This window comes from Streptomyces sp. NPDC059169, assembly GCF_042755225.1.
Lineage (GTDB): Bacteria > Actinomycetota > Actinomycetes > Streptomycetales > Streptomycetaceae > Streptomyces.
The window spans coordinates 149,875-173,061 of record NZ_JBHZCF010000005.1; the positions used below are offsets into that span (position 1 = coordinate 149,875).

The window sequence follows — 23,187 nt, forward strand, 5'->3', positions numbered from 1 at the left end:
ACCACCCATGGCGTACGACGCTGATGTCATCGTGATCGGGGCGGGGCTCGCCGGGCTCGTGGCCACCGCCGAACTCGTCGACGCGGGCCGTCGAGTGATCCTGCTCGACCAGGAGCCCGAGCAGTCCATCGGCGGTCAGGCCCACTGGTCCTTCGGCGGGCTCTTCCTCGTCGGCTCGCCGGAGCAGCGCAGGATGCGCATCAAGGACAGCCGGGAGCTGGCTCTCCAGGACTGGCTCGGCACAGCGGGCTTCGACCGCAAGGAGGACCAGTGGCCGCGCCGCTGGGCCGAGGCGTACGTGGACTTCGCGGCGGGTGAGAAGCGGCCCTGGCTCCACGCGCGGGGCGTGCGGTTCTTCCCCGTCGTCGGCTGGGCCGAGCGCGGAGGGTACGAAGCGACCGGGCACGGCAACTCGGTACCGCGCTTCCACATCACCTGGGGCACCGGCCCCGGCCTCGTCGAACCGTTCGAGCGACGGGTCCGTACGGGTGCCGCACGCGGCCTCGTCGAGATGCGCTTCCGGCACCGGGTGACCGGGCTCGGCCGCACCGCCGGAGCCGTGGACACCGTGACCGGGGAAGTCCTTGAGCCGTCCGGGGCCGAACGGGGCACGGCCAGCAGCCGCGAGATCACCGGCACCTTCGAACTGCGCGCCCAGGCCGTCGTCATCACCAGCGGCGGCATCGGCGGCAACCACGACCTCGTACGGGCACAGTGGCCCGAACGACTCGGCACCCCGCCGGAGCGGATGCTGTCCGGGGTCCCGGCCCACGTCGACGGCTTGATGCTGGGCATCGCGGAGTCGGTGGGTGCGCACCACATCAACCGCGACCGCATGTGGCACTACACCGAGGGCATAGAGAACTGGAACCCCATCTGGGCCCGGCACGGGATCCGTATCCTGCCGGGGCCCTCCCCGCTCTGGTTCGACGCCCGTGGCCGCCGTCTCCCGGTCCCGCTCTTCCCCGGCTTCGACACGCTCGGAACGCTGGAACACATCATGCGGACCGGCTACGACCACACCTGGTTCGTCCTCGACCAGCGCATCATCGGCAAGGAGTTCGCGCTCTCGGGATCCGAGCAGAACCCGGACCTGACGGGCAGGTCCGTCCGCGGGGTCATCGGCCGCGCACGGGCCGAAGTGCCGCCCCCCGTCAAGGCGTTCATGGACAACGGCGTGGACTTCGTCGTCGAGAGGGACCTCGGTTCCCTGGTGCGCGGCATGAACGCCCTCACCGAGGAGCCGCTCATCGACGAGGACGCCCTGCGCCGTGAAATCACCGCGCGCGACCGGGAGATCGCCCATCCCTTCACCAAGGACCTCCAGGTCACGGCCATCCGCGGCGCGCGCAAGTACCTCGGCGACCGGCTCGTCCGCACCGCTGCCCCGCACCGCATCCTCGACCCCTCGGCGGGGCCGCTCATCGCCGTGCGGCTCAGCATCCTGACCCGCAAGTCGCTCGGAGGACTGGAGACGGACCTGTCCTCCCGGGTGTTGACGGACAGCGGGGAGCCCCTGGCCGGTGTGTACGCGGCCGGTGAGGCCGCGGGATTCGGCGGCGGGGGCGTCCACGGCTACCGCTCCCTCGAAGGCACGTTCCTCGGGGGGTGCATCTTCTCCGGCCGGGCCGCGGGTCGGGCGGCGGCGGAGGCGGTCTCGTAGGGGACGGTCCCGTGGGGGCGCGTCCCGCCCCCGTCGCTGCCCGCTCTGATCCCACGGACGTCGGAGGCGTCCCGTGGGGCGGTGCGCCGCCCGCCGGTGAACAGCCGTTCCGCCGGAATCCGGTGGCGGGTCGACCCAACCCAGAGCCGCGCCTCAACTGAGACGAGAACAAAAGGAGTTCGACCGTCGCTGGTCGCTCAGGGCCGGCCTTGACGCGGAGCATCGGCGACCTGTTTGCTGTGCGCGATCGCTCGCTCACGTCCTGCAGTGAAGGAAGCCCGCGGATGCCCCCACCTCCGCCTCCGCTCGGCCGTGCCCGCCGCCGGGCGGCGCGTTCCGGGCGCTTCTTCGACCCGGCCCTCGACGACGAAGCACTGATAGCCGCGCGTGCCCAACTGGCCCAAGGCAGGTGGACCTCCGTACGTGCCCTGCTCGCCACGACGGGCGACGACTGGGACCGCCGCGGGCACCGGCTCGTGGTGCTCGGAGCACCGCCCTCCAGCACGGCCTGGGCGCGCGAGTGGCTGATCGCCGAACCGGCCAGCCCCGACGCCGCCGCGCTCCTCGCCACCTCCGCCGTCTGTAGCGCCCTGCAGGGCAAGGAGCGCGCCGACCGCGCCCGTGCGCTCTGCCGAACCGCCGCAGGGCTCGCCCCGCACGACCCGACCCCGTGGCTCGCCCTGCTGCTCCTCGCCCGCACCGTGGGCACCGTGTCGGAAGTCCTCCAGCTCTTCGACGAAGTGCGTGCGCGGCACCCGGAACACCACCACGCCCACCACCTGTTGGCTGCCAGACTCGCCGAGCGGCACCCGGACACGGGCCAGGACCCACTGCACGAGGTGTACGACTTCGCATCCTGGGCCGCCGAACAGGCCCCTGCCGACTCCCCGCTCGCCGTCCTCCCCGTCGTCGCCCACGCCGAGCGCTACCGGGTGCTCGCCGCTGCGGGCGGCGCCTCCGCCGACCCGCGGACCTCCGGCCACTGGACCGGCCGCCGGGCCCGTCAGGTCATGAAGGCCGCCTTCGACTGGTGGCTGGAGTGGGAGGGCGAGGACCACCCGCGCAACCGTCTCGACCTCAACTTCCTTGCCCACGCGAAGTTCTGCGAGGGCAGGCCGGCGGAAGCCGCCGCACTCTTCCACCGGATCGGTCCGCACGCCACCCCGGCCCCCTGGTCCTACCCGGACCATGACCCGCACCGCGCCTTCCAAGCCGCGCGCAGTTCCGCGCTCGGCACCGCCTGAACGACATCCTCCGAAGGGACCGTCCCGCCATGCCGCCGGCAAGTTCGAGAACGAGCACCCCCAGCGCGAGCGAGATCAACACCTACAAGGGACAGGAACGGGCGCTGCGCGCAGACCGCCTCGGCACCGCGGGCCTGCTGCTCTCCGTACTCGCCGCGAGCGCCCCACTGATGGTGGTCGCCGGAGTGATGCCCACCGTGTTCGGTGTGATGGGCGTCGTCGGCCAGCCCCTCCTCTACGTCGTCCTCGGCGCCGTCCTGACGTCGTTCGGCATCGGGTACGCGGAGATGAGCCGGCATGTGCACAACGCCGGTGCCTTCTACGCGTACATCGCCCGTGGTCTGGGACCCACCGCGGGCGCCGGTGCCTCGCTCGTCGCTCTCGTCGCGTACAGCGCGATGCAGGTGGGCATCTACGGCATCCTGGGTTTCGAGGTGTCCGGGCTGCTCGCCGACCACCTGGGCCTGACCGTCCCCTGGTGGGTTCCCGCCTTCGCCGCCGTCGCGGTCGTGGGTGCACTGGGCTGGCTGAAGATCGACCTCAACGCCCGCGTGCTCGGCGTGCTCCTCCTCGTCGAATGCTCGCTCGTCGTGGTCTTCGACGTCGCCGCCGTCGCGGAGCCGGGGCCGCAGGGCGTCTCGCTGCACGCCTTCGCCCCGGACACCCTCACGGGGCCGGGCCTGGGAACGGCCCTGTGCTTCTGCATCGCCGCCTTCGTCGGCTTCGAGCAGTCCCCGGTGTACGCAGAGGAGACCAGCCGTCCCCAGGTGGTCGTCTCCCGCGTGATGTTCCTCGCCGTCGGTGGCGTCGCGCTGTTCCTCGCCCTCAGCTCCTGGGCGCTCACGGTGGCCACCGGTCCCGACGCCGTTGTGGCCGAAGCGGGCGCCCAGGGGCCCGGGTTGCTCTTCTCGCTCACCGCGTCCCGGCTCGGCGGCGCGTTCACCGATGTGCTGCACGTCCTCTTCGTCACCGGGATGTTCGCCGCGCTCCTGAGCTTCCACAACGTCGTCGCCCGGTACGCGTTCGCGATGGGCCGCGAGGGACTGCTCCCCGCCGCCTTCGGCCGCACGAACCACACGAGCGGTGCCCCCGCCACCGGCTCCCTGCTCCAGTCCGCCGTGTCCGTCCTCGTCGTCGCGGCGTTCGCAGCCACCGACGACCTGCCGGCCGGTGACCCCACCACGCCCGTGGTGCGCCTGTTCACCTGGATGGGCAACGTCGGAGCGCTCGGCATCATCCTGCTGATGGCCGCCGCCTCCTTCGCCGTGATCGCGTTCTTCGTGCGGCGCGGCGCGGCCGGACCGCAGGCCTGGCGGCTGATCGCCTCCGGACTCGCCGGACTCGCCCTGCTCGCGATCGCCGCCTACACGGTCAAGGACTTCGACGCCATGATCGGCGCCGGCCCCGACTCCCCGCTCAGCGTGGTGCTGCCGGGTGTCATCGCGGTCGCCCTGGCCGTCGGGCTGGTCCACGGTCTCGTGCTGCGCTCCGCGAGGCCCCGCGTGCACGCCCGCATCGGGCTGGGCAACGAGGCCTTCCGGCTGGAGCACGCCGCCGGGCCGGCCGACGCGAAGGGCGGCGGGGCGTGACGGGCGGCAGGGTGTGACGGAAGTCTGACGGACGCCCGCGGCCCCTGGATTTCCGGTGGCCCGGGTGCTCGAATCGGAGGGTGAAGGACCAGAACCACGACCCGGCCCCGGCTACGGAGGGCACGCCCGTCGGGCGGCGCATCGTGCTCGGGGTGCTCGGCCTCGGCGCCTTCGGCGTCGCCACCGCCCCGTACCTGCAGCGCGGTATGGAGACGTTCCTCGGTGCGGCCGCCGACAAGGACCCCACGGGGCTGACCGGGCTGCTCCCGAACGGCGGGGGATTCCGCTACTACTCGGTTGCGACGTCCGTACCGGAGAAGAACGCGCAGACCTACCGGCTCACCGTCGACGGACTCGTCGAGCGACCGGGGACGTACACGCTGGACGCCCTGCGCGCGCTGCCGCAGACCCGTGTCGTACGCGACGTCCAGTGCGTCACCGGCTGGCGCGTTCCCCAGACCTCGTTCCATGGCGTGAAGCTGTCGGTGCTGCTCGACGCGGCGGGGATACGGCCGGACGCCCGCGCCATCCGCTTCAGCTGCTTCGACGGGACGTACAGCGAGAGTCTCACCCTCGACCAGGCCCGGCGCTCCGACGTCCTGGTGTGCCTCGGCATGCAGGACGAGCCGCTGAGCCACGACCACGGTGGGCCGGTGCGCCTCTACGTCGCACCCATGTACTTCTACAAGTCCGCCAAATGGCTCTCGGGGATCTCCTTGACCTCCGAGGTACGGCCCGGATTCTGGGAGGAGCGAGGTTATGACGTCGACGCCTGGGTCGGCCGGTCGAACGGCCGCGACGACGCCCCCACCGTCTGAACGTCCCTCCCGTGCCACTCGGTTCAGCCGCGCCGAGCGCTGGGTGCACCGCACCACCGCCGGCCTGGTGCTGCTCTGCGTCGCGACCGCGGCCTGCCTCTACGTGCCGGTGTTCGCCGAACTCGTCGGCCGCCGGTACGTGCTGGTGACCGTGCACGAATGGGCGGGGCTGCTCCTGCCCGTGCCCTTCCTGCTCGGTCTCGCATCCCGGGCCTTCCGCGCCGACCTGCGCCGGCTGAACAGGTTCGGCGACCACGACCGGCAGTGGCTCCGGGCCGTTCTGCACCGCAGGTCCACCCCGGAGGAGCGCCCCGCGGGCAAGTTCAACGCGGGGCAGAAGGTCTACGCCGCATGGATCGCGGGCGCGGTGCTGGTGATGCTCGGCACCGGGCTGCTCATGTGGTTCACCCACCTCGCGCCGCTGGTGTGGCGTACCGGCGCGACCTTCGTCCACGACTGGCTGGCACTCACCATCGGCATCGTGATCTTCGGCCACATCAGGATGGCGCTCGCCGATCCGGAGGCGCGCCGCGGCATGCGCACGGGCTCGGTCGAGCGCCCGTGGGCCAGGCGGCAGCACCCGCTGTGGGACCCGGACGAGGAGTGACCACCGCCGACCGGGCGGTCCGGCTCCACCGCCGGCCCCACCCCGGCGCGAACCCGGCGGGAGAACGCCGGACCGGCGATCACCACCGGGGGAGGGCGAGGAGCAGGCCGGGCGCGAGGGTGCCCCCGTGGTCCGCACCGCGCGTGCCGGCCGGAGCGGACCAGGTGCAGGGTCATGGCGTGGGCGAGCGGACGCCACCTGACCGTGATGGGCCTGCTCACCGCGGCACTCGCCCCGGGCGACGCGGCAGACGCGGAGGGCCGGGTACCGCCGGCGGTTCGACACCGAGACGGGCAACGCGGCTCCTTCAGCCGTCGAGCCGGCGCAGTGCCGCGGCGGCCCGCTCGGTGATCTCCGCGGGGGTTCCGGACACGTCCACGGCCGCTCCGACTTCGTCCTCCTGCAGCGGCTGGAGCGTTGCGAACTGCGAGTCGAGGAGCGCGGTGGGCATGAAGTGCCCGCGGCGATCGGCCATCCGGCGCTGGATCAGTGCGCGGTCACCGGTGAGGTGGAGGAAGACGGCGTCGGGCGCGGAGGCCCGCAGCCGGTCCCGGTAGCTCCGCTTGAGCGCCGAGCAGGCGACCACCCCGCCGAGCCCCGCCCTGCCGTGCGCCCACCGCCCGACCGCGTCGAGCCAGGGGGCGCGGTCGGCGTCGTCCAGCGGGACGCCGGCGGCCATCTTGGCGATGTTGGCCGGAGGGTGGAAGTCGTCGCCCTCGGCGTACGGGACGCCCAGTGCGGCGGCGAGCAGTCGGCCGATGGTGGTCTTGCCGGTTCCGGCCACGCCCATCACCACAACGACGTGGGGGGTGTTCATGGGTGCCTCGCTGTCCTGTTCGACGTGGGTACGACGCCATCGACGTCGGTCGGTGGCCCTCCGAGGCGATGGTGAAACAACCCGGACCCGGCCGCGGTCACCCTCCATGTGTAGATCGCCGAGGCCGTTCGCGAAGGCGACGCCCAAGGGGCGGAACGGCTGCCCCAGGACATCGCTGCGGGGTGCTCGACGAGCGGGGCGTGCGCACCTCCTGACGATCATGGCATCCTTTCTTCACTCTGAAGAAATCTCTGAAATACCTCAGATATGTATCTGAGTGAGGTTCACCACTGCCAAAATCGCAGGGTTGCTACGACTATGACCTTGCGGGTCGTCTGTGCCCCTGGCTTGGCCGTGGTGACCCATCCCCTGCACCACCGGGAAGGCCTCCGGTGTCCGACCGGGAACCGCACATCCCCTCACGAAGGCGAACTGCTCTATGAGTGACCGCACCATGGCCGCGGCCGAAACCCCCCTCGCGGGGTCCCCCGCATCGGGAAGCCCGCATGTGGACGCCGGTGACGCCGGGTACCGCAAGGACCTCAAGTCCCGCCACATCAACATGATCGCCATCGGCGGCGCCATCGGTACGGGCCTCTTCCTCGGCGCCGGTGGCCGCATGGCCAACGCCGGCCCCTCGCTCTTCATCGCCTACGCGGTCTGCGGCGTCTTCGCCTTCTTCGTCGTGCGCGCGCTCGGCGAGCTCGTGCTCTACCGGCCGTCCTCGGGGGCCTTCGTCTCCTACGCCCGGGAGTTCATGGGCGAGAAGGGCGCCTACACGGCCGGCTGGCTGTACTTCCTGAACTGGTCGACCACCGCCATCGCCGACATCACCGCGGCCGCGACCTACGCGCACTTCTGGGCCATGTTCAGTGACGTACCGCAGTGGGTGCTCGCCCTGATCGCCCTTGCCGTGGTCCTCGCCGCCAACCTGATCTCCGTGAAGTACTTCGGCGAGATGGAGTTCTGGTTCGCCATCATCAAGGTCGCCGCGCTGGTGATCTTCATGCTCATCGGCATCGTCCTCATCGTCACCCAGCACGAGGTCGGCGGCCACACCCCGGGGCTCGCCAACATCACGGACAACGGAGGCATCTTCCCGAACGGCACGATGCCGATGCTGCTGCTCATCCAGGGCGTCGTCTTCGCCTACGCCTCCGTCGAGCTGTGCGGTGTCGCCGCGGGCGAGACCGAGAACCCCGAGAAGATCATGCCGAAGGCGATCAACTCGATCATGTGGCGCGTCGGCGTCTTCTACGTCGGCTCGGTCGTCCTGCTCGCCCTGCTGCTGCCGTACACGGCGTACTCCGGCGACCAGAGCCCGTTCGTCACCGTCTTCAACAAGATCGGTATCCCCGGTGGCGCCAACGTGATGAACCTCGTCGTGCTCACCGCCGCGATGTCGAGCCTGAACTCCGGTCTCTACTCGACCGGGCGCATCCTGCGCTCCATGTCCCTCTCGGGCTCCGCGCCCAAGTTCACCGGCGTGATGAACAAGGGCGGCGTCCCCTACGGCGGCATCCTGCTCACCGCGGGCTTCGGTGTCGCGGGCGTCTTCCTCAACTACGTCATGCCCGGAGATGCCTTCGAGCTCGTGCTCAACTTCGCGTCCATCGGGATCATCGGCACCTGGGGCATGATCATGATCTGCTCCCTGCTGTTCTGGAACCACTCCAAGAGCGGCCGGGTCGCCCGCCCCGGCTACCGGCTGCCGTGGGCCCCCTACACGCAGATCGTCACGCTGGTCTTCCTCGCCTCCGTCCTCGGCCTCATGTGGATGGACGGCGGCATCAGCCGCACCACCGTCAGCTGCCTGCCGCTGATCGCGGCCGCGCTGGTCGGCGGCTGGTTCCTGGTCCGCAACCGGGTCAGGAGCATCGCCGGGCCCCAGGACGCCTGACGCCCGTACCCGCCCGACACCCCTGTGGCCCCCGCTCCCTCGGCGGGGGCCGCGCGCCCCCGCTGCCCGGCCGCGCATCCGTCGGCACCTGACGGGCGTTCGCCGGGCGGTCCGTCACCAGGCCGACAGCTGCCGCCCGCTCACGAAGCGGCTCACACATCCGCTGAGCGGGTCGGTGTACTCCAGTGACCGTGCCAGCAGCTGGAGCGGACGGGAATAGTCCGTTCCCCCCAGGGGCTCGTCCTCGACCACCACCGGGTAGACCGGATCGCCCAGGATCGGAAGCCCCAGGCCGTTCATGTGCACCCGGAGCTGATGGGTACGGCCGGTGGTCGGCAGCAACCGGTAACGACCGAGACCGCCACGGTGCTCCAGCAGCTCGATCCTGCTCTCACTGTTCGGCTCGCCCGCCACCTCCCGCGCCGCGAGTATGCCCCGCTCCTTCTCGATCCGGCTGCGCACCGTGACGGGTAGGGCGACCCCGCGGTCGTACGGCGCCACCGCCTCGTACTCCTTGCGCACCCGTCGGTCACGGAACATCGTCTGGTAGGCCCCGCGGTCCTCGGGCCGTATCACGAAGAGCAGGAGGCCCGCCGTCAGCCGGTCCAGCCGGTGGGCGGGTTGCAGCTCCGGAACCCCGAGATCGCGGCGCAACCGGGCCAGCGCGGTCTCGGTGACGTGCCGGCCGCGCGGTGTCGTGGCCAGGAAGTGGGGCTTGTCGGCGATCACCACGTGGTCGTCCCGGTACACGATGCCCACCTCGAACGGCACGCGTTCCTCTGCCGTGAAGTCCCGGTGGAACCAGACGTACCGGCCCGCGGCGTACGGTTCGTCCGCGCCCACCGGGCCGTCCCCCCAGACGAACCGCCCCCGGTGCAGCATGGCGTCCACGTGCTCCGCCCCGATCGCCCCGGCGAACCTCTCGACCAGGTGGTCCCGCACGGTCGCCCAGGACCCTTCGGGGTCGGCGGGCAGCCGGATCCGGACCGGGTCGATCCCGTCCCGCTGGTCCAACGGCGCCGCCGGGGCCCGTCTCCTGCGTCCCACGGTCTCCGCACCCGCCTCCGCACGTCCTGCCCACACACAAAAAACCCCAGCTGAGCTGGGGTTCGATGCTGGTGTCCGAGGGGGGACTTGAACCCCCACGCCCGATAAAGGGCACTAGCACCTCAAGCTAGCGCGTCTGCCATTCCGCCACCCGGACCAGGTGTCTGCCGTTCGGGCCTCGGCCCTTCCGACGTGGAAAACCATAGCAAACATTCGGGGGTGCCCGATCACGCCCCCGACGGCACCCCGCGTCCGCCGGTGTGACGGGCGGACATCGGCGCGCGGGCGCCCTTGGGGTGGAGGTCCGGGCCGCGGGAGGATGGGGGACGACCAGAGGAACACCAGAGTCACAGCGGGAGGAACCAGCGTGAGCGCGTCGGACACCGGCCGGACGATCTCCGGCGAGGACGAGGTCGTCGACCTCTGTCGTGATCTGATCCGGATCGACACCAGCAACTACGGCGACCACTCCGGTCCCGGGGAGCGGGCGGCGGCCGAGTACGTGGCGGAGAAGCTCGCCGAGGTCGGCCTGGAACCGAAGATCATCGAGTCCCACCGGGGCCGCGCTTCCACCGTGGCGCGCATCGAGGGCGAGGACCCGTCGAGGCCGGCGCTGCTGATCCACGGCCACACCGACGTCGTCCCGGCGAACGCCGAGGACTGGACCCACCACCCGTTCTCCGGCGAGATCGCCGACGGCTGCGTATGGGGCCGCGGTGCGGTCGACATGAAAGACATGGACGCGATGACCCTCGCCGTCGTCCGGGACCGGCTGCGCAGCGGTCGCAGGCCGCCGCGCGACGTGGTGCTGGCGTTCCTCGCGGACGAGGAGGCGGGCGGGACGTACGGCGCCCGTCACCTGGTGGACAAGCACCCGGACGTCTTCGAGGGCGTCACGGAGGCGATCGGCGAGGTCGGTGGCTTCTCCTTCACGGTGAACGAGAACCTGCGGCTCTACCTCGTCGAGACGGCCCAGAAGGGCATGCACTGGATGCGGCTCACGGTGGAGGGCACCGCGGGGCACGGTTCGATGACCAACGACGACAACGCCATCACCGAGCTCTGCGAGGCCGTCGGCAGGCTGGGCCGCCACACCTGGCCGGTGCGGGTCACGAAGACGGTGCGGTCCTTCCTGGACGAGCTGTCCGACGCGCTCGGCACCCCGCTGGACCCGGAGGATATGGACGCGACCCTCGCCAAACTCGGGGGCATCGCGAAGATGGTCGGCGCGACGCTGCGCAACTCCGCCGCCCCCACCATGCTGGGCGCCGGCTACAAGGTGAACGTGATCCCGGGGCAGGCCGGCGCACACGTCGACGGGCGCTTCCTGCCGGGGTACGAGGCGGAGTTCCTGGCCGATCTCGACCGGCTCCTCGGGCCGCGGGTGAAGCGCGAGGACGTCCACGCCGACAAGGCACTGGAGACGAGCTTCGACGGTGATCTGGTGGACGCGATGCAGTCCGCGCTCAAGGCCGAGGACCCCATCGCCCGTGCCGTCCCTTACATGCTCTCGGGAGGCACCGACGCCAAGTCCTTCGACGACCTCGGCATCCGCTGCTTCGGTTTCGCGCCGCTCCGGCTCCCGCCCGAGCTGGACTTCGCCGGCATGTTCCACGGCGTGGACGAGCGCGTGCCCGTGGACGGCCTGAAATTCGGCGTGCGGGTATTGGATCGTTTCCTCGGTGAGAGCTGACGCGTCCGTCCATCGGGCCCGCAGCGAGGTGAAGGTGAATCCTCAAGTAATCGCCCAGGCGTGCGCATTGGACTGAAAAGAGTGAATGGGCTCATACGCTAGTAGCCCCAATTTCTCCTCCTCGTTACAGGTGGTGCGGCCCTCGGCTGGGACGCATTGCCAACTAGGAGGAATACATGATCAAGAAGGTCGTCGCTGCTGCGGCTGTCACCGGTGGTCTCGTGCTCGCGGGCGCGGGCATGGCGGTTGCCGACTCCGGCGCCCAGGGTGCTGCCGTGAACTCTCCCGGCGTGCTCTCGGGCAACGTCGTCCAGGTGCCCGTCCACGTGCCGGTGAACGTGTGCGGCAACACGGTCTCCGTGATCGGGCTGCTGAACCCGGCCTTCGGGAACGCCTGCGTCAACCAGTGACGTTGTGTCTCACTCCGTAAGGGGTTGAGCGCGTTGGCCCCGGAGTGCACGACGTGCACTCCGGGGCCAACGACATTGTGTGCCTCCGGGGAAGCGGTCCCCGGAGGTGTTCCGGACGTCAGCAGACACGGAACCACCGATGTGGCAGGTCACGCGCAAGGGCCTGATCACCGTTGGGGCCGCGGGCGGAGTCCTCGCGCTCGGCCGTCGGCAGCACCCGCGCCAACTCATCGGGGTGGGGGAGCGGCGCGCACGCCGGGCGGAGTACGGAGCAGTCCCCCGGGGTCGCTCCCGGCAACCACACGTGTACAGGTCCCCGCCGACATTCCCGTGAACGCCTGCCGGAACAGCGTGACGGTGGGTGCCCTCGGCAACGGCACCGCAGGCGGTGCCTGTGGGAACGGCTCGGACGTCGCCCCGTCGACATCCTCCGAGCCCCCGGTGAGCCCGGTACCCCCGGAAGTCCTGACGGCCCGCTCCGGCCAAACGAGCCGGGGCAGCCGGGGATCCCCGCCCTGCCGGAGTCCCCGGTCGAGCCGTCGGGCCCGGTCGAGCCGTCGGGCCCGAACGAGCCGGCACCACCACGGCCGCCCAGTACCAGGGCCCAGGGGAACGCGCGCACCGTCGCGGGCGAACTCGCGATGGTGGTCCCCGTCGCCGCAGGGCTACTGCTCGGTGGCGCGGTCCTCTACCGGCGAGACCGCGCCAGCGCGTGACCGGGCGGTGACAGCACGGAGCGCGCCCGCCCTGGCGGCTCCGTCGCGCGCGCAGCAGGAACTCACCACGTGGCGCGTACCTGACGAATGATGCGCCTACGGAGCCGCACCTTGCGGCTCCCGTCCGTACGCAGGGTCAGTCGGTCCAACTCCCAGTGTCCGTACTCGGCATGGTCGGTCAGGAGACGGGTGGCCTCCTTGCGGGACGTCCCGCGAGGCACGTACACGTCGACAAATTCGTATTCCGGCATCGCATCTATTGTGCGGGCACACGCCCGGTACGGATAGCGTCTGCACTATGTCTGATGCATCCGCTCCTGAGCAGCCCACGGCTGCCGAGGTTCGCGCCGCTGCCGAGGCGGTCAAAGCCGCGCTGGACCGCCACCTCGAGGCGGTCGAACGTCGCACGGGAGAGGACGACCCGGCGGTGTACGCGGCGTTCAATGCGCTCGCTGCCGCGGCAGAGGCGTACGACGAGCGGCTCTACGACCGCTATGACGAAGTGACCCCTTTCGAGATTCCCGGAGCAGACGATTCCCTTCCGCCATACCAGGGACCCGAGGAGCCGAGCGCGGTCAGTGTTCTCATCCGCAGGGACTACTCCGTCGTGGAGCCGCAGCGGCTCCTCGCCCAGGCACAGCGGATCGCCGACCTCGACCGGGACGAAATCGGCGACGGGGCGCAGGCCGCCGTGGTCGGAAGGAGCGTCCATGCAGCGCTCGGCGTGTTGTTCGGCGAGTTCGAGCCGGATGAAATCGCTTCGCGGCACAAGGAGTTCGGCTTGGCGGAAGGGGACTCGACGCTGTGGGTGTCCGCAGCGGACGAGCCGTCCGAGCCGGGCGAGTGGCTGAGCACGCCGTTCGACCAGGCCGATCCGGAACGCGTCGTCTGCCGGTTCGACGTCAGCTCGGTCTTCGACGACGAGGACGCCGCCGACCTGGACGACCTGGATACGGCGGGCGCCTAGCGGCAGGCCGCACCTCGCCCCGGCCCGCCCCGCGCGGCCGGGGCGAGACCCGGTCTCTGCCCGCGCACGTGCCCGGTGCGAGGCGCACCGGGCGCCTCGCACCACGGTCGGCCGCCCCGAGCCGCCTGCCTCAGTCGGTCGGGGCGAGCAAACCCTGCAGCAGGGCGCAGAGGCGTGTGGTGCGCTCCGGGGCGGGGACCTGGGCCACCGCCCTCGGCAGTGCGTCGTCCACGCCGTGGACCACGGAGAGGTGGCGCTCACCGCGGCTGAAAGCCGTGTAGACCCACGGTCGGCTCAAGCCCTGCGCAGCGTCCCCCGGTAGGACGACGACCGCGGCGGGCCACCGCATCCCGGCCGCCTGGTGGGCGGTGAGCGCCCAGCCGTGCCGCACCGAGGTCGCCACCTGCTCCTTCGGCACGACGACGACGGTCCCCTCGCAGTCCAGTTTCAGGCCGTCCGCGTCGGCCGAGACCACCGTCCCCGGCAGGGTGCGGCCGAGCCCCGGGGCGTAGGCGATCCGGTCGGCGGGGTCGAAGCCGCCGAAGCGCCCGGGGCCGGGATTGAGCCGCTGCTTGAGCGAAGCGTTCAACGCGCGTGTGCCCGCGGAGCCGCCGTGGCCGAGGGTGATCACCTGCGTCTCCTCCGCGGGTACGCCGATCGCCCGCGGAATCGAGTCCGCCACCAGCTGGACGGTGCGGTGCACGGCCTCTGCGGCGTCCCGCACCGGAACGATGACGACCTCCTTGTCCGGCGCGTCCACCGGCAGCAGCTCGCCCGCCCCGACGCCCGAGACCAGCTCGCCGAGCGGGCCGGGGTCCGGCGTGCGGGACGTGACCCTCGGGCAGACGCGCGCCGCTGCCACATCGGCGAACACCCGCCCCGCTCCTGCCGACCAGAGCACCCCCGGATCTCCGCTGAGCACCAGGCGGCACCCGTCCGGGAGCGACTCCAGCAGCATCGCCCCGGTCTCGACGTCCAACTGGGGCGCGTCGAGGACCGCGAGCAGGTCGAGGGCGAGCATGCCGTCGCCGTCCCTTCCCGGGCCCTGCGCGCCGGACAGCAGGCCCTCCACCGTGACGGCGTCGGCACCTGCCCTGCGCCGGCCGTTCTCGCTGTGGACCGCGGTCCACGCGCGCAGGCCGATGCCACGCGCCGCCCTCACCAGCGCCAGCGGTTCGGCCCGTGCCGCCTCGCCTCCCGTGTGCAGCACGAGTCCGTGTGCGGCGGTGACCCGGATCAGCTCGGCGGCGGACGGGGAGCCCACCTGCTCCGCCGCGTCGTCCCAGGACGTCTCCCGGGCGGTGCGGACCAACCGGGCGAGACCGTCCGCGAGGCTCTCCTCGGCCAGTGCGTACCGGTCGAGGGTCACCAGGACCGGCAGCGGCTCGTCGTGCGCGGCGTCCTCGGCCGCGGCGTCCGTTCCGTGCCCCTCGGGCTCGCCGTCGTCCCCGGGCTCTCCGCCGGACTCCGCCCCGTCCCCGAAGAGCAGCACCGCACCCCCGGCGACGGCCTGTTCGAGTGCGTCGTCCGGGTCGGGCACGGAACGTCCCGCGAGCGCAGTACGCACGGCGGAGCTCTCCAGCGCCGTGTGTCCCTGGAACGCGGCACGCTCGAGGAGCCAGGTCACGAGGGCCGCGGCCCGTCGCCCGTCGTCCGGACGGCAGTCGGGGCCGAGCAGCGCACGGGCGAACCCGTCGGCCTGCTCCGGCTGCACGCCGGGCACGGCCAGCAGCCGCCAAGGGTCTTCGCGCAGTGCCCGCGCGGCCTGCTCGCCGAGCACTGCGGCGACGCGGCCGGCGAGCGACTCGGGCGCACCGCCCGCGACCAGCACGTCCAGCACGGCCGCCACGGTCGCCGGATCGACGGGGCGGGGACCGTGCTCCGGTGGGGACACCGCCGCCCGGACGGGCGCGGCCGCGGCGGGCTCCACCGGTCGTCGCGGCGCGGAAGGGGAGCCGAAGAACGCCGAGCTCGGTTTGTCACCGCCCTCCACGGCCCGTACGGCGGCGAGCAGGTCGGCGGCCGTCCCGCTGAGCTTCTCGCCGGACCGGACCGGACCGTCCTTCTCGGCCTTGCGGCGCTCGATCCGGGCGCGTAGTTCGCGCTGTGCCGCGAGCTCGGCCTGGGCCTCGGAGAGCTGATCGCCCGCGTCGCCCGCGTCGCCCGCGTCGCCCGCGTCGCCCGCGGCGGCCTCGCCCCGGTCGGTCGGGGCGGGGCCCGCATCCGCACCGACGGTGTCCGAGGTCCCGGCGGCAGCCTGGTCCTCCGCGTCCCCCTCGTCGTCGCGCTCGCCCTCCGGGCCGTCACCGGGGCCCGGCTGCGGCCCGCCCTCGGCCTCGGCGGGCTCCTCCCCGGCCATCTCCTGGTCCGAGACGGATGCGTCGACGGCCGGGTCCTCGGGGTCCTCGGCGGCCGCGGAGCCGGGGGTCGCCCCGGGAAGCGCAGTCACAGCGTGCTCCAGTCCTGATCGGGATAGCGGTGCAGCGGCGCCGACACGTCGTCCAGCGCCCGGCAGATCTCGTCAGGAAGACTAAGGCTCTCCACTGACAGTGCGGCTGCGAGCTGCTGGGCGTTGCGTGCCCCCACGATCGGGGCGACCACGCCGGGGCGGTCGCGCACCCAGGCGAGCGCCACCTCCAGCGGCGTCGTCGCCAAGCCGTCCGCGGCCGTGACCACCGCGTCCACGATCCTGCTCGCCGTGTCGTCCAGGTACGGCTCCACGAATGCCGAGAGCTGTTCTGACGCCCCACGCGAGTCCGTGGGGGTGCCGTGCCGGTACTTGCCGGTGAGCACACCGCGCCCGAGCGGGGACGACGGCAGCAGGCCCACGCCCATGTCCCGTGCGGCGGGCAGGACTTCCCGCTCGACCCCACGCTGCAGCAGGGAGTACTCCATCTGCGTGCTGGCCAGGCGGGAGCGTATGCCGGGGGCCGCCAGCTGCCAGGTTGCCGCCTTGGCCAGTTGCCAACCGCAGAATCCGGCCACGCCCGCGTACCGGGCACGGCCGCTGCTGACCGCGAGGTCCAGTGCCTGCAACGTCTCGTCCAGCGGTGTGGACGGATCGAATCCGTGCACCTGCCACAGGTCCACGTAGTCCGTGCCGAGTCGCTCCAGTGACGCGTCCAGGGCGGCCAGCAGATGGCCCCGTGACCCGTCGAACCGGCGGTCGGGGTCGAGCACGCTCCCCGCCTTGGTCGCGATCACGAGGTCGTGCCTCGGGACGAGGCCCTCCATGAGCTGTCCCAGCAGGTATTCCGCATCCCCGCCGCCGTACACGTCGGCCGTGTCGACCAGCGTGCCCCCCGCCTCCCAGAACGCCTTCAACTGGTCCGCGGCCTCGTGTTCACCGGTGTCCCGCCCCCACGTGAGGGTGCCGAGCCCGACCCGGGACACGCGCAGGCCGGTACGGCCGAGATACCTCTGCTCCATGGCCGCGAGAGTACTGGCCACGGCCCCACGGGGAGCGAGCCTGTGGACAACTCGCCCCCTGACGGATGCCGGGCGCCCACGCTAGAGTCCCACGAACGACGTTACTCATCGGTAAGGGGAGCGGTATGCGGCTCGGCATCAACCTCGGCTACTGGGGCGCGGGGATGGACAGTGACAATCTCGCCGTGGCCCAGGAAGCGGACCGCCTCGGCTACGACGTCTGCTGGGCGGCCGAGGCGTACGGCTCGGACGCCCCGACGGTGCTCGCGTGGGTCGCGGCCCAGACCGAGAGCATCGACGTCGGCTCCGCGATCCTCCAGATCCCGGCTCGCCAGCCGGCCATGACGGCCATGACGGCCGCCACGCTCGACTCGCTCTCCGGCGGTCGTTTCCGCCTCGGCCTCGGCGTCTCCGGGCCGCAGGTCTCGGAGGGCTGGTACGGCGTCAAGTTCGACAAGCCGCTCGCCCGCACCCGGGAGTACGTCGAGATCGTCCGCAAGGCGATGACCCGCGAGCGCCTGTCCTACGAGGGCGAGCACTGGACCCTCCCGCTTCCGGGCGGGCCGGGCAAGCCCCTGAAGCTCACCGTCCACCCGCAGCGCGAGCACATCCCGCTCTACATCGCCGCCATCGGTCCCAAGAACCTGGAGCAGACCGGCGAGATCGCGGACGGCGCCCTGCTGATCTTCCCGTCCGCCGACCACCTGGAGGACACCGCCGTCCGCCACATCCGCGCGGGCCGCGAGAAGATCGGGAAGACCATGGAGGGCTTCGACGTCTGCCCGACCCTCCCGCTCGCGCTCGGCGAAGACGTGAAGGGCCTCGCGGACATGTTCCGGCCGTACACCGCGCTGTACGTCGGCGGCATGGGCAGCCGCAAGCAGAACTTCTACAACCAGCTCGCCCAGCGCATGGGGTACGAGCAGGAAGCCGCGGAGATCCAGGACAAGTACCTCTCCGGCGACAAGGAGGGTGCAGCCGCGGCGGTGCCGCACGAGCTCATCGACTCGACGACGCTCCTGGGGTCCGTGGAGCGGATCGCGGAGCGGATGCAGGCGTACGCCGCGGCCGGGGTGACCACTCTGACCCTTGCCCCGGCGGGCTTCACGCTCGACGACCGACTGGCCGCGCTGCGCGCCGGTGCCGAGGCCGTGGAGCGCGCCGGCCTCGCCTAGGGCCCGGGATCCCGCTCCGGACGGGTCCGTGGTCCCTCCTCGGCGGAGCCCGGGCACGTTTGCGGCCGTGGTGGGGGCTCGGGGTCATCCCCGCCACGGCCGTCACGACTGATAACGCGCCGGCGCCCGAGCGGTCACGCCCTGCCGTCCGTGCCCGGGGGCACGGTGGTGGCAGGGGGGCGCCCGCACACCGCGGTGCTCCTTTCGGCGCAGTCGCCCCCATCACCTGTTGCCTGTCCGTCCTATCCGCACTTGACTCGTTATTTGCGGACAGGTATCGGAGGTGGCAGTCATGCTCTCGGCCCGCAGTCTTTTCCAGGAGATCCTGGACAACGACGATTCCTTCCAGCTGTTCTGCTCGATCGCCGCCAGCGGTGAGGCCCAGGGCGGCTGGGAGAACGGCCGCATCGCCACCCTCGTTCCCGCCTCGATGCAGGACCTCGCCGAGAAGATCACCCGCCATGGAGCCGACGAGGACAAGCACGGTCGGATCTTCAACGCCCTGCTGCGCAAACGCGGACTCGAACCCGTCGCCGTCCCGCCCGAGACCGACTACACGATGCTGTTGGAACGGCACGGCATCGGGCTCGCCCACGAGAAGCTGCGCCGGGACGAGCAGCTCACCGAACGGGACATCGTGGTCTACCTGGCGCACAGCAGGGTCACCGAGCAGCGCGCCGCCGACCAGATGGACATGCTGGTGAAGTACTTCGGCGAACACCCCGAGGTCGGGAAGGCCATCAAGCAGATCTGCCACGACGAGGACAACCACCTCGCCTACTGCCACGAGGAGTTGCTCCGCCTCGCCCACTCCGGTCACGGCCGTGTCATCCAGAGCACCCTGCGGGCCTGTGCCCTCACCGAGATCGTGGTCTACCGGGACGTCAGCCTCGCCGTCATGTCCTCCATGGGGCGGCTGCTGGCGTGGCCCAAGCCCAAGTCGGTCGCGCTCGCCGCCGGCATCCACGCCATGTACGCCTACGAGCGTGCGGGCGGCTGGCGGCGCATGGTCAGCCTGAAGATGCCGGAGCGGCGCAACGCGCTCGGCGGTCCCCCGGCGACGGCCACCGCCGTCTGACCGGGACCGGCCCCTGCCCCGGTGGCACTGGCACCGCTACAGCCAGCCGCGCCGTTTGAGCAGCCGGAAGAGTCCGATCACCACGCCCACCATCACCAGCAGCACGATCGGGTAGGACCAAGCCGGCCGTAGCTCCGGCATGTGGCGGAAATTCATGCCGCAGATCCCGGCGACTCCACAGGAAGGCGTCCCCCGACGCGCGGGCCTCGGCGAGCGCGTCGGAGAAGTCCTCGGGCCCCTCGGTGCGGTGCCCCTCCCGGTAGATGGCGCAGTCCACGATCACGGCGGGCACTCTTCCCCGACCCCGGCCCGCCCGCACCTTCGCCGCCCCCGCACCTTCGCCGAACACGAGGTGCGGGGCCTAGGCTGGCCGCCATGGCCACGTTGATCCTCGTACGCCACGGACGGTCCACCGCCAACACGGCGGGGGTGCTCGCGGGCTGGACGCCCGGTGTGAGCCTCGACGACCGCGGCACCGCCCAGGCCGCCGCTTTGCCGGGGCGGTTCGCCGGAGTGGAGCTCGCCGCCGCCGTCTCCAGTCCGCTGCAGCGCTGCCTGGAGACCCTCCAACCGCTCCTCGACGCACGGCCGGGACTGCCGGTGCACACCGACGAGCGGATCGGGGAGTGCCACTACGGCGCGTGGTCGGGGCGCAAACTCGCCGAACTGGCCGACGAGCCGCTGATGCAGGTGGTGCAGCAGCACGCGTCCGCGGCAGCTTTCCCCGGCGGTGAGTCGATGAGGGCCATGCAGGCCCGTGCCGTCGAGGCGGTGCGGCAGTGGAACGAGCGCATCGAGGAGGAGCACGGGGAGAACGCCGTCTACCTGATGTGCTCGCACGGCGACATCATCAAGTCGCTGGTGGCGGACGCGCTCGGGATGCACCTCGACCTCTTCCAGCGGATCCATGTGGAACCGTGCTCCGTGACGGCGGTCCGCTACACGCGTACACGGCCGTTCCTGCTGCGGCTCGGAGACACGGGGGACCTGGGTGTACTCAGGCCGCGGGAGGCCGCCGTGGAGCCTCGTGAGGGGGGTGCCGACGGGTCCGCGGTGGTCGGTGGCGGCGCGGGCGCACCGTGATCGCTGCGCGCAGTAGGGTGGACGGGCCGAAGCCCGGGGTTACGGCGTTCGCATTCGAAGACCTCAGACTTGCGAGGGAGACAGGGCGTGTCCCGTCAGGTGTTCCTGTACGACCCACCGGAGCGGTTCGTGGCCGGTACGGTCGGGCTGCCTGGACGTCGTACGTTCTTCCTGCAGGCTTCCGCAGGGGGACGGGTGACGAGCGTCGCCCTGGAGAAGACCCAGGTCGCCGCGCTCGCCGAACGGATCGACGAACTGCTCGACGAGGTGGTGCGCAGGACCGGAGGCAACGCCCCGGTCCCTGCGGTGGCTCCCGCGGACATCGCCGACACGGCGCCCCTCGACGTGCCGGTGGAGGAGGAGTTCAGGGTCGGCACGATGGCGCTCGCCTGGGACGGCGAGGAACAGCGCATGATCGTCGAGGCGCAGGCGCTGGTCGAGTTGGACGCGGATTCCGAGGAGGACCTCGCTGAGGCCGAGGAAAGGCTGCTGCAGGACGAGGAGAACGGTCCGCCGATGCTGCGGGTGCGGCTGAGCGGGGCGCAGGCGAGGGCCTTCGCCAAGCGTGCCCTGGACGTCGTGAACGCGGGACGGCCGCCGTGCCCGCTGTGCAGTCTGCCACTCGACCCGGAGGGACACGTATGTCCGCGCCAGAACGGATACCGTCGCGGAGCGTGACGGATCTCGATCTGCTCACCAAGGGTGAGCTGACGGTGCGCGGACGGGTTCGGGAGGCGTCGAACGCGGTGCTGTACTGCTCCGTCGCGCACGCGGACCGTCAGGCCTACTGCGTGTACAAGCCGATCGCGGGGGAGCGGCCGCTCTGGGACTTCCCGGACGGGACCCTGGCCCAGCGCGAGGTCGCCGCGTACGAGCTCTCCGAGGCGACGGGTTGGGGCCTCGTGCCGCCGACCGTGCTGCGCGACGGCCCGTTCGGCGAGGGCATGGTCCAGCTGTGGATCGAGGCGGACGCGTCGGCCCCCCTGCTGGCGCTCGTCGAGGACGACGAGCCGGGGGAGGGCTGGAAGGCGGTCGGCTTGGCGGACGTGGGGGAGGGACGCACGGCGCTCCTCGTCCACGCGGACGATCCGCGGCTGCGGCGACTGGCCGTGCTCGACGCGGTGATCAACAACGGGGACCGGAAGGGCGGGCACCTGCTGCCGGCCGAGGGGGGACGACTGTACGCGATCGACCACGGCGTCACGTTCAACGTGGAGGACAAGCTGCGGACGCTGTTGTGGGGATGGGCGGGTGAACCGCTGCTGCCGGACGCCGTCCGGGTACTGGGCGAGCTGGACGCGTCCCTCACGGACGGGGGCTCCCTCGTGACGCGTCTGACGGCACTGCTCACCCGGGAGGAGATCGCGGCGATCAGGACCCGGGTCCGTGCGCTGCTGGCGTCGGCACACCATCCCGAACCGTCCGGTGCCTGGCCCGCGATCCCCTGGCCTCCGGTGTAGCCGCCCGCGTTACCCGAACGGCGGCGGCGCGCGCAAGGGAGCGTAACCAGCCAAGAGGAGGCGTCCGGTTCGTATCCGGAACAGGCGTCCGGTTACGCTCGTGGCATGCATGCTTGGCCCGCTTCTGAGGTCCCCGCCCTGCCCGGCACGGGCCGCGACCTCCGGATCCACGACACCGCGACCGGTGGCCTCGTCACCCTCGCCCCCGGTCCCGTCGCCCGTATCTACGTCTGCGGCATCACCCCGTACGACGCGACCCACCTGGGTCACGCGGCGACCTACAACGCGTTCGACCTCGTGCAGCGCGTGTGGCTCGACACCAAGCGGCAGGTCCACTACGTCCAGAACGTGACGGACGTGGACGATCCCCTGCTGGAGCGCGCCGTTCGCGACGGACAGGACTGGACCGAGCTCGCGGAGCGCGAGACCGCGCTCTTCCGCGAGGACATGACCGCCCTGCGGATGTTGCCTCCGCAGCACTACATCGGAGCCGTCGAGGCCATACCCGGCATCGTCCCGCTCGTCGAACGACTCCGCGACGCAGGAGCCGCCTACGAACTCGACGGGGACGTCTACTTCTCGGTGGAGTCCGACCCACACTTCGGGGAGGTCTCCCACTACGACGCAGAGGTGATGCGCGCGCTGTCCGCCGAGCGCGGCGGCGACCCCGACCGCCCCGGCAAGAAGCACCCGCTCGACCCGATGCTCTGGATGGCGGCCCGCCCCGGCGAACCGAGCTGGGACGGCGGCAGCCTCGGGCGCGGGCGGCCGGGATGGCACATCGAGTGCGTGGCGATCGCCCTCGACCACCTCGGCATGGGGTTCGACGTCCAGGGCGGCGGCTCCGACCTCGCCTTCCCGCACCACGAGATGGGCGCCTCGCACGCCCAGGCGCTCACCGGCGAGCACCCGTTCGCGCAGGCATACGTGCACGCGGGGATGGTCGCCCTGAACGGCGAGAAGATGTCGAAGTCCAAGGGCAACCTGGTGTTCGTCTCCGCGTTGCGCCGTGAGGGTGTCGACCCCGCAGCGATCCGGCTGGCGCTGCTGTCCCGGCACTACCGCGCGGACTGGGAGTGGACGGACGAGGTCCTGCAGGAAGCCGTGGCTCGTCTCGGCCGCTGGCGCTCCGCGGTGTCCCGTCCTGACGGGCCGTCCGCCGATGCGCTCGTCGAGGAGGTCCGCGAGGCCCTCGCCCACGACCTGGATGCGCCGGCCGCGCTCACGGCCGTCGACCGCTGGGCCGAGCGGCAGCGGGCCGAGGGCGGCACGGACGAGAGCGCTCCCGGTCTCGTGTCGCGCGTGGTGGACGCCCTGCTGGGCGTGGCGCTTTAGGTCCCGCGCTCCGCACGCCCCTGGCTCCCTCCCCGGGAGTCCAGGGGCGGCTTCGTTCTGTCCTCACGACGATCGTGCGCCGCCGGAGGGTGGAGCCGTCGACGCTCCGACGGCCTCCAGGAGCGGCGACCGCGTGGGCCGGACTGCTGCCCGCCT

General features: G+C 71.6%; 21 protein-coding genes, 1 tRNA gene and 2 pseudogenes. 16 read left to right on the forward strand and 8 right to left on the reverse strand.

Annotation, left to right across the window (positions count from 1 at the left end; genetic code table 11):
* Positions 1 to 7: 7 nt before the first annotated feature.
* The 5 genes from ACFXOM_RS11330 to ACFXOM_RS11350 all read left to right on the forward strand — a co-directional run bounded on the left by ACFXOM_RS11330 (position 8) and on the right by ACFXOM_RS11350 (position 5,921).
* On the forward strand, positions 8 to 1,663 hold the full coding sequence (locus ACFXOM_RS11330; protein WP_385037737.1) for an FAD-binding dehydrogenase: 1,656 nt from the start codon (positions 8 to 10) through the stop codon (positions 1,661 to 1,663).
* A 284-nt stretch (positions 1,664 to 1,947) separates the two neighbouring features.
* Complete coding sequence (locus ACFXOM_RS11335; protein ID WP_384936154.1) at positions 1,948 to 2,907, forward strand: hypothetical protein; 960 nt, start codon at positions 1,948 to 1,950, stop codon at positions 2,905 to 2,907.
* A gap of 29 nt (positions 2,908 to 2,936) precedes the next feature.
* A complete protein-coding gene (locus tag ACFXOM_RS11340) occupies positions 2,937 to 4,496 on the forward strand; it encodes an APC family permease (RefSeq protein ID WP_384936151.1) in 1,560 nt (519 codons plus the stop codon).
* Positions 4,497 to 4,576: 80 nt separating this feature from the next.
* Positions 4,577 to 5,314, forward strand: a complete 738-nt coding sequence (locus tag ACFXOM_RS11345) for a molybdopterin-dependent oxidoreductase (RefSeq protein ID WP_385037740.1) — start codon at positions 4,577 to 4,579, stop codon at positions 5,312 to 5,314.
* Positions 5,256 to 5,921: a cytochrome b/b6 domain-containing protein gene (locus tag ACFXOM_RS11350; protein WP_384936145.1), complete on the forward strand. Its 666-nt coding sequence runs from the start codon at positions 5,256 to 5,258 to the stop codon at positions 5,919 to 5,921. The genes ACFXOM_RS11345 and ACFXOM_RS11350 overlap by 59 nt, the downstream gene beginning before the upstream one ends.
* A gap of 307 nt (positions 5,922 to 6,228) precedes the next feature.
* Here the strand turns inward: ACFXOM_RS11350 and ACFXOM_RS11355 are convergent, their stop codons facing one another.
* Positions 6,229 to 6,738 carry a gluconokinase gene (locus ACFXOM_RS11355; protein ID WP_384936143.1) on the reverse strand — a complete coding sequence of 170 codons (510 nt, stop codon included), beginning with the start codon at positions 6,736 to 6,738 and terminating at the stop codon, positions 6,229 to 6,231.
* 439 nt (positions 6,739 to 7,177) lie between these two features.
* Here ACFXOM_RS11355 and ACFXOM_RS11360 point away from each other — a divergent pair, with 439 nt between their 5' ends.
* Positions 7,178 to 8,638, forward strand: coding sequence for an amino acid permease (locus ACFXOM_RS11360; protein ID WP_384936140.1), 1,461 nt, complete (start codon positions 7,178 to 7,180; stop codon positions 8,636 to 8,638).
* A gap of 114 nt (positions 8,639 to 8,752) precedes the next feature.
* Here ACFXOM_RS11360 and ACFXOM_RS11365 read toward each other — a convergent pair whose 3' ends face one another.
* Together ACFXOM_RS11365 and ACFXOM_RS11370 are read right to left on the reverse strand one after the other, a co-directional pair.
* Positions 8,753 to 9,685 carry a pseudouridine synthase gene (locus tag ACFXOM_RS11365; protein ID WP_384943882.1) on the reverse strand — a complete coding sequence of 311 codons (933 nt, stop codon included), beginning with the start codon at positions 9,683 to 9,685 and terminating at the stop codon, positions 8,753 to 8,755.
* A gap of 69 nt (positions 9,686 to 9,754) precedes the next feature.
* A tRNA-Leu gene (locus ACFXOM_RS11370) sits at positions 9,755 to 9,842 on the reverse strand.
* A gap of 210 nt (positions 9,843 to 10,052) precedes the next feature.
* On the opposite strand from ACFXOM_RS11370, the gene ACFXOM_RS11375 reads away from it, so the two are divergent.
* From ACFXOM_RS11375 to ACFXOM_RS11385, 3 genes are all read left to right on the forward strand, one after another.
* Positions 10,053 to 11,378 carry a M20/M25/M40 family metallo-hydrolase gene (locus tag ACFXOM_RS11375; protein ID WP_384936135.1) on the forward strand — a complete coding sequence of 442 codons (1,326 nt, stop codon included), beginning with the start codon at positions 10,053 to 10,055 and terminating at the stop codon, positions 11,376 to 11,378.
* Positions 11,379 to 11,554: 176 nt separating this feature from the next.
* Complete coding sequence (chpH, locus tag ACFXOM_RS11380) at positions 11,555 to 11,788, forward strand: chaplin ChpH (protein WP_384936132.1); 234 nt, start codon at positions 11,555 to 11,557, stop codon at positions 11,786 to 11,788.
* A 330-nt stretch (positions 11,789 to 12,118) separates the two neighbouring features.
* Complete coding sequence (locus ACFXOM_RS11385) at positions 12,119 to 12,595, forward strand: hypothetical protein (protein WP_385037742.1); 477 nt, start codon at positions 12,119 to 12,121, stop codon at positions 12,593 to 12,595.
* Here the strand turns inward: ACFXOM_RS11385 and ACFXOM_RS11390 are convergent.
* Positions 12,567 to 12,755, reverse strand: a complete 189-nt coding sequence (locus ACFXOM_RS11390) for a DUF5703 family protein (RefSeq protein WP_384936127.1) — start codon at positions 12,753 to 12,755, stop codon at positions 12,567 to 12,569. The two genes, ACFXOM_RS11385 and ACFXOM_RS11390, sit on opposite strands and share 29 nt — an antisense overlap.
* 47 nt (positions 12,756 to 12,802) lie before the next feature.
* Here ACFXOM_RS11390 and ACFXOM_RS11395 point away from each other — a divergent pair, with 47 nt between their 5' ends.
* On the forward strand, positions 12,803 to 13,471 hold the full coding sequence (locus ACFXOM_RS11395) for a hypothetical protein (protein WP_384936124.1): 669 nt from the start codon (positions 12,803 to 12,805) through the stop codon (positions 13,469 to 13,471).
* 130 nt (positions 13,472 to 13,601) lie between these two features.
* Here ACFXOM_RS11395 and ACFXOM_RS11400 read toward each other — a convergent pair whose 3' ends face one another.
* On the reverse strand, positions 13,602 to 15,920 hold the full coding sequence (locus ACFXOM_RS11400; protein ID WP_385037745.1) for a helix-hairpin-helix domain-containing protein: 2,319 nt from the start codon (positions 15,918 to 15,920) through the stop codon (positions 13,602 to 13,604).
* Entirely contained in the window at positions 15,917 to 16,900 is a 984-nt protein-coding gene (locus tag ACFXOM_RS11405; RefSeq protein WP_384936119.1) for an aldo/keto reductase, read from the reverse strand. The genes ACFXOM_RS11400 and ACFXOM_RS11405 overlap by 4 nt, the downstream gene beginning before the upstream one ends.
* Positions 16,901 to 17,025: 125 nt before the next feature.
* Between ACFXOM_RS11405 and ACFXOM_RS11410 the strand changes: the two genes are divergently transcribed.
* Together ACFXOM_RS11410 and ACFXOM_RS11415 are read left to right on the forward strand one after the other, a co-directional pair.
* Positions 17,026 to 18,075 (forward strand): LLM class F420-dependent oxidoreductase, encoded by a 1,050-nt coding sequence (locus ACFXOM_RS11410; RefSeq protein WP_384936116.1) that lies wholly within the window; start codon positions 17,026 to 17,028, stop codon positions 18,073 to 18,075.
* A gap of 292 nt (positions 18,076 to 18,367) precedes the next feature.
* Complete coding sequence (locus ACFXOM_RS11415; protein ID WP_384936114.1) at positions 18,368 to 19,153, forward strand: ferritin-like domain-containing protein; 786 nt, start codon at positions 18,368 to 18,370, stop codon at positions 19,151 to 19,153.
* Positions 19,154 to 19,189: 36 nt separating this feature from the next.
* Here the strand turns inward: ACFXOM_RS11415 and ACFXOM_RS11420 are convergent.
* Together ACFXOM_RS11420 and ACFXOM_RS11425 are read right to left on the reverse strand one after the other, a co-directional pair.
* A pseudogene (locus ACFXOM_RS11420) lies at positions 19,190 to 19,327 on the reverse strand (CorA family divalent cation transporter); the annotation flags it as partial.
* Position 19,328: 1 nt separating this feature from the next.
* Positions 19,329 to 19,445: pseudogene (locus ACFXOM_RS11425) on the reverse strand (magnesium transporter CorA); the annotation flags it as partial.
* Between the two features lie 83 nt (positions 19,446 to 19,528).
* Here ACFXOM_RS11425 and ACFXOM_RS11430 point away from each other — a divergent pair.
* The 4 genes from ACFXOM_RS11430 (at position 19,529) to mshC (ending at position 23,031) form a co-directional block, all read left to right on the forward strand.
* Positions 19,529 to 20,236: a histidine phosphatase family protein gene (locus tag ACFXOM_RS11430; RefSeq protein WP_384943877.1), complete on the forward strand. Its 708-nt coding sequence runs from the start codon at positions 19,529 to 19,531 to the stop codon at positions 20,234 to 20,236.
* An 87-nt stretch (positions 20,237 to 20,323) separates the two neighbouring features.
* The gene (locus ACFXOM_RS11435) at positions 20,324 to 20,914 is read left to right on the forward strand and encodes a DUF3090 domain-containing protein (protein ID WP_384936109.1); all 591 of its coding nucleotides are present in this window, start codon (positions 20,324 to 20,326) and stop codon (positions 20,912 to 20,914) included.
* The gene (locus tag ACFXOM_RS11440) at positions 20,878 to 21,696 is read left to right on the forward strand and encodes an SCO1664 family protein (RefSeq protein WP_384936107.1); all 819 of its coding nucleotides are present in this window, start codon (positions 20,878 to 20,880) and stop codon (positions 21,694 to 21,696) included. Before ACFXOM_RS11435 ends, ACFXOM_RS11440 begins: the two co-directional genes overlap by 37 nt.
* A gap of 105 nt (positions 21,697 to 21,801) precedes the next feature.
* Positions 21,802 to 23,031: a cysteine--1-D-myo-inosityl 2-amino-2-deoxy-alpha-D-glucopyranoside ligase gene (gene mshC / locus ACFXOM_RS11445; protein ID WP_385037748.1), complete on the forward strand. Its 1,230-nt coding sequence runs from the start codon at positions 21,802 to 21,804 to the stop codon at positions 23,029 to 23,031.
* Positions 23,032 to 23,187 lie beyond the last annotated feature (156 nt).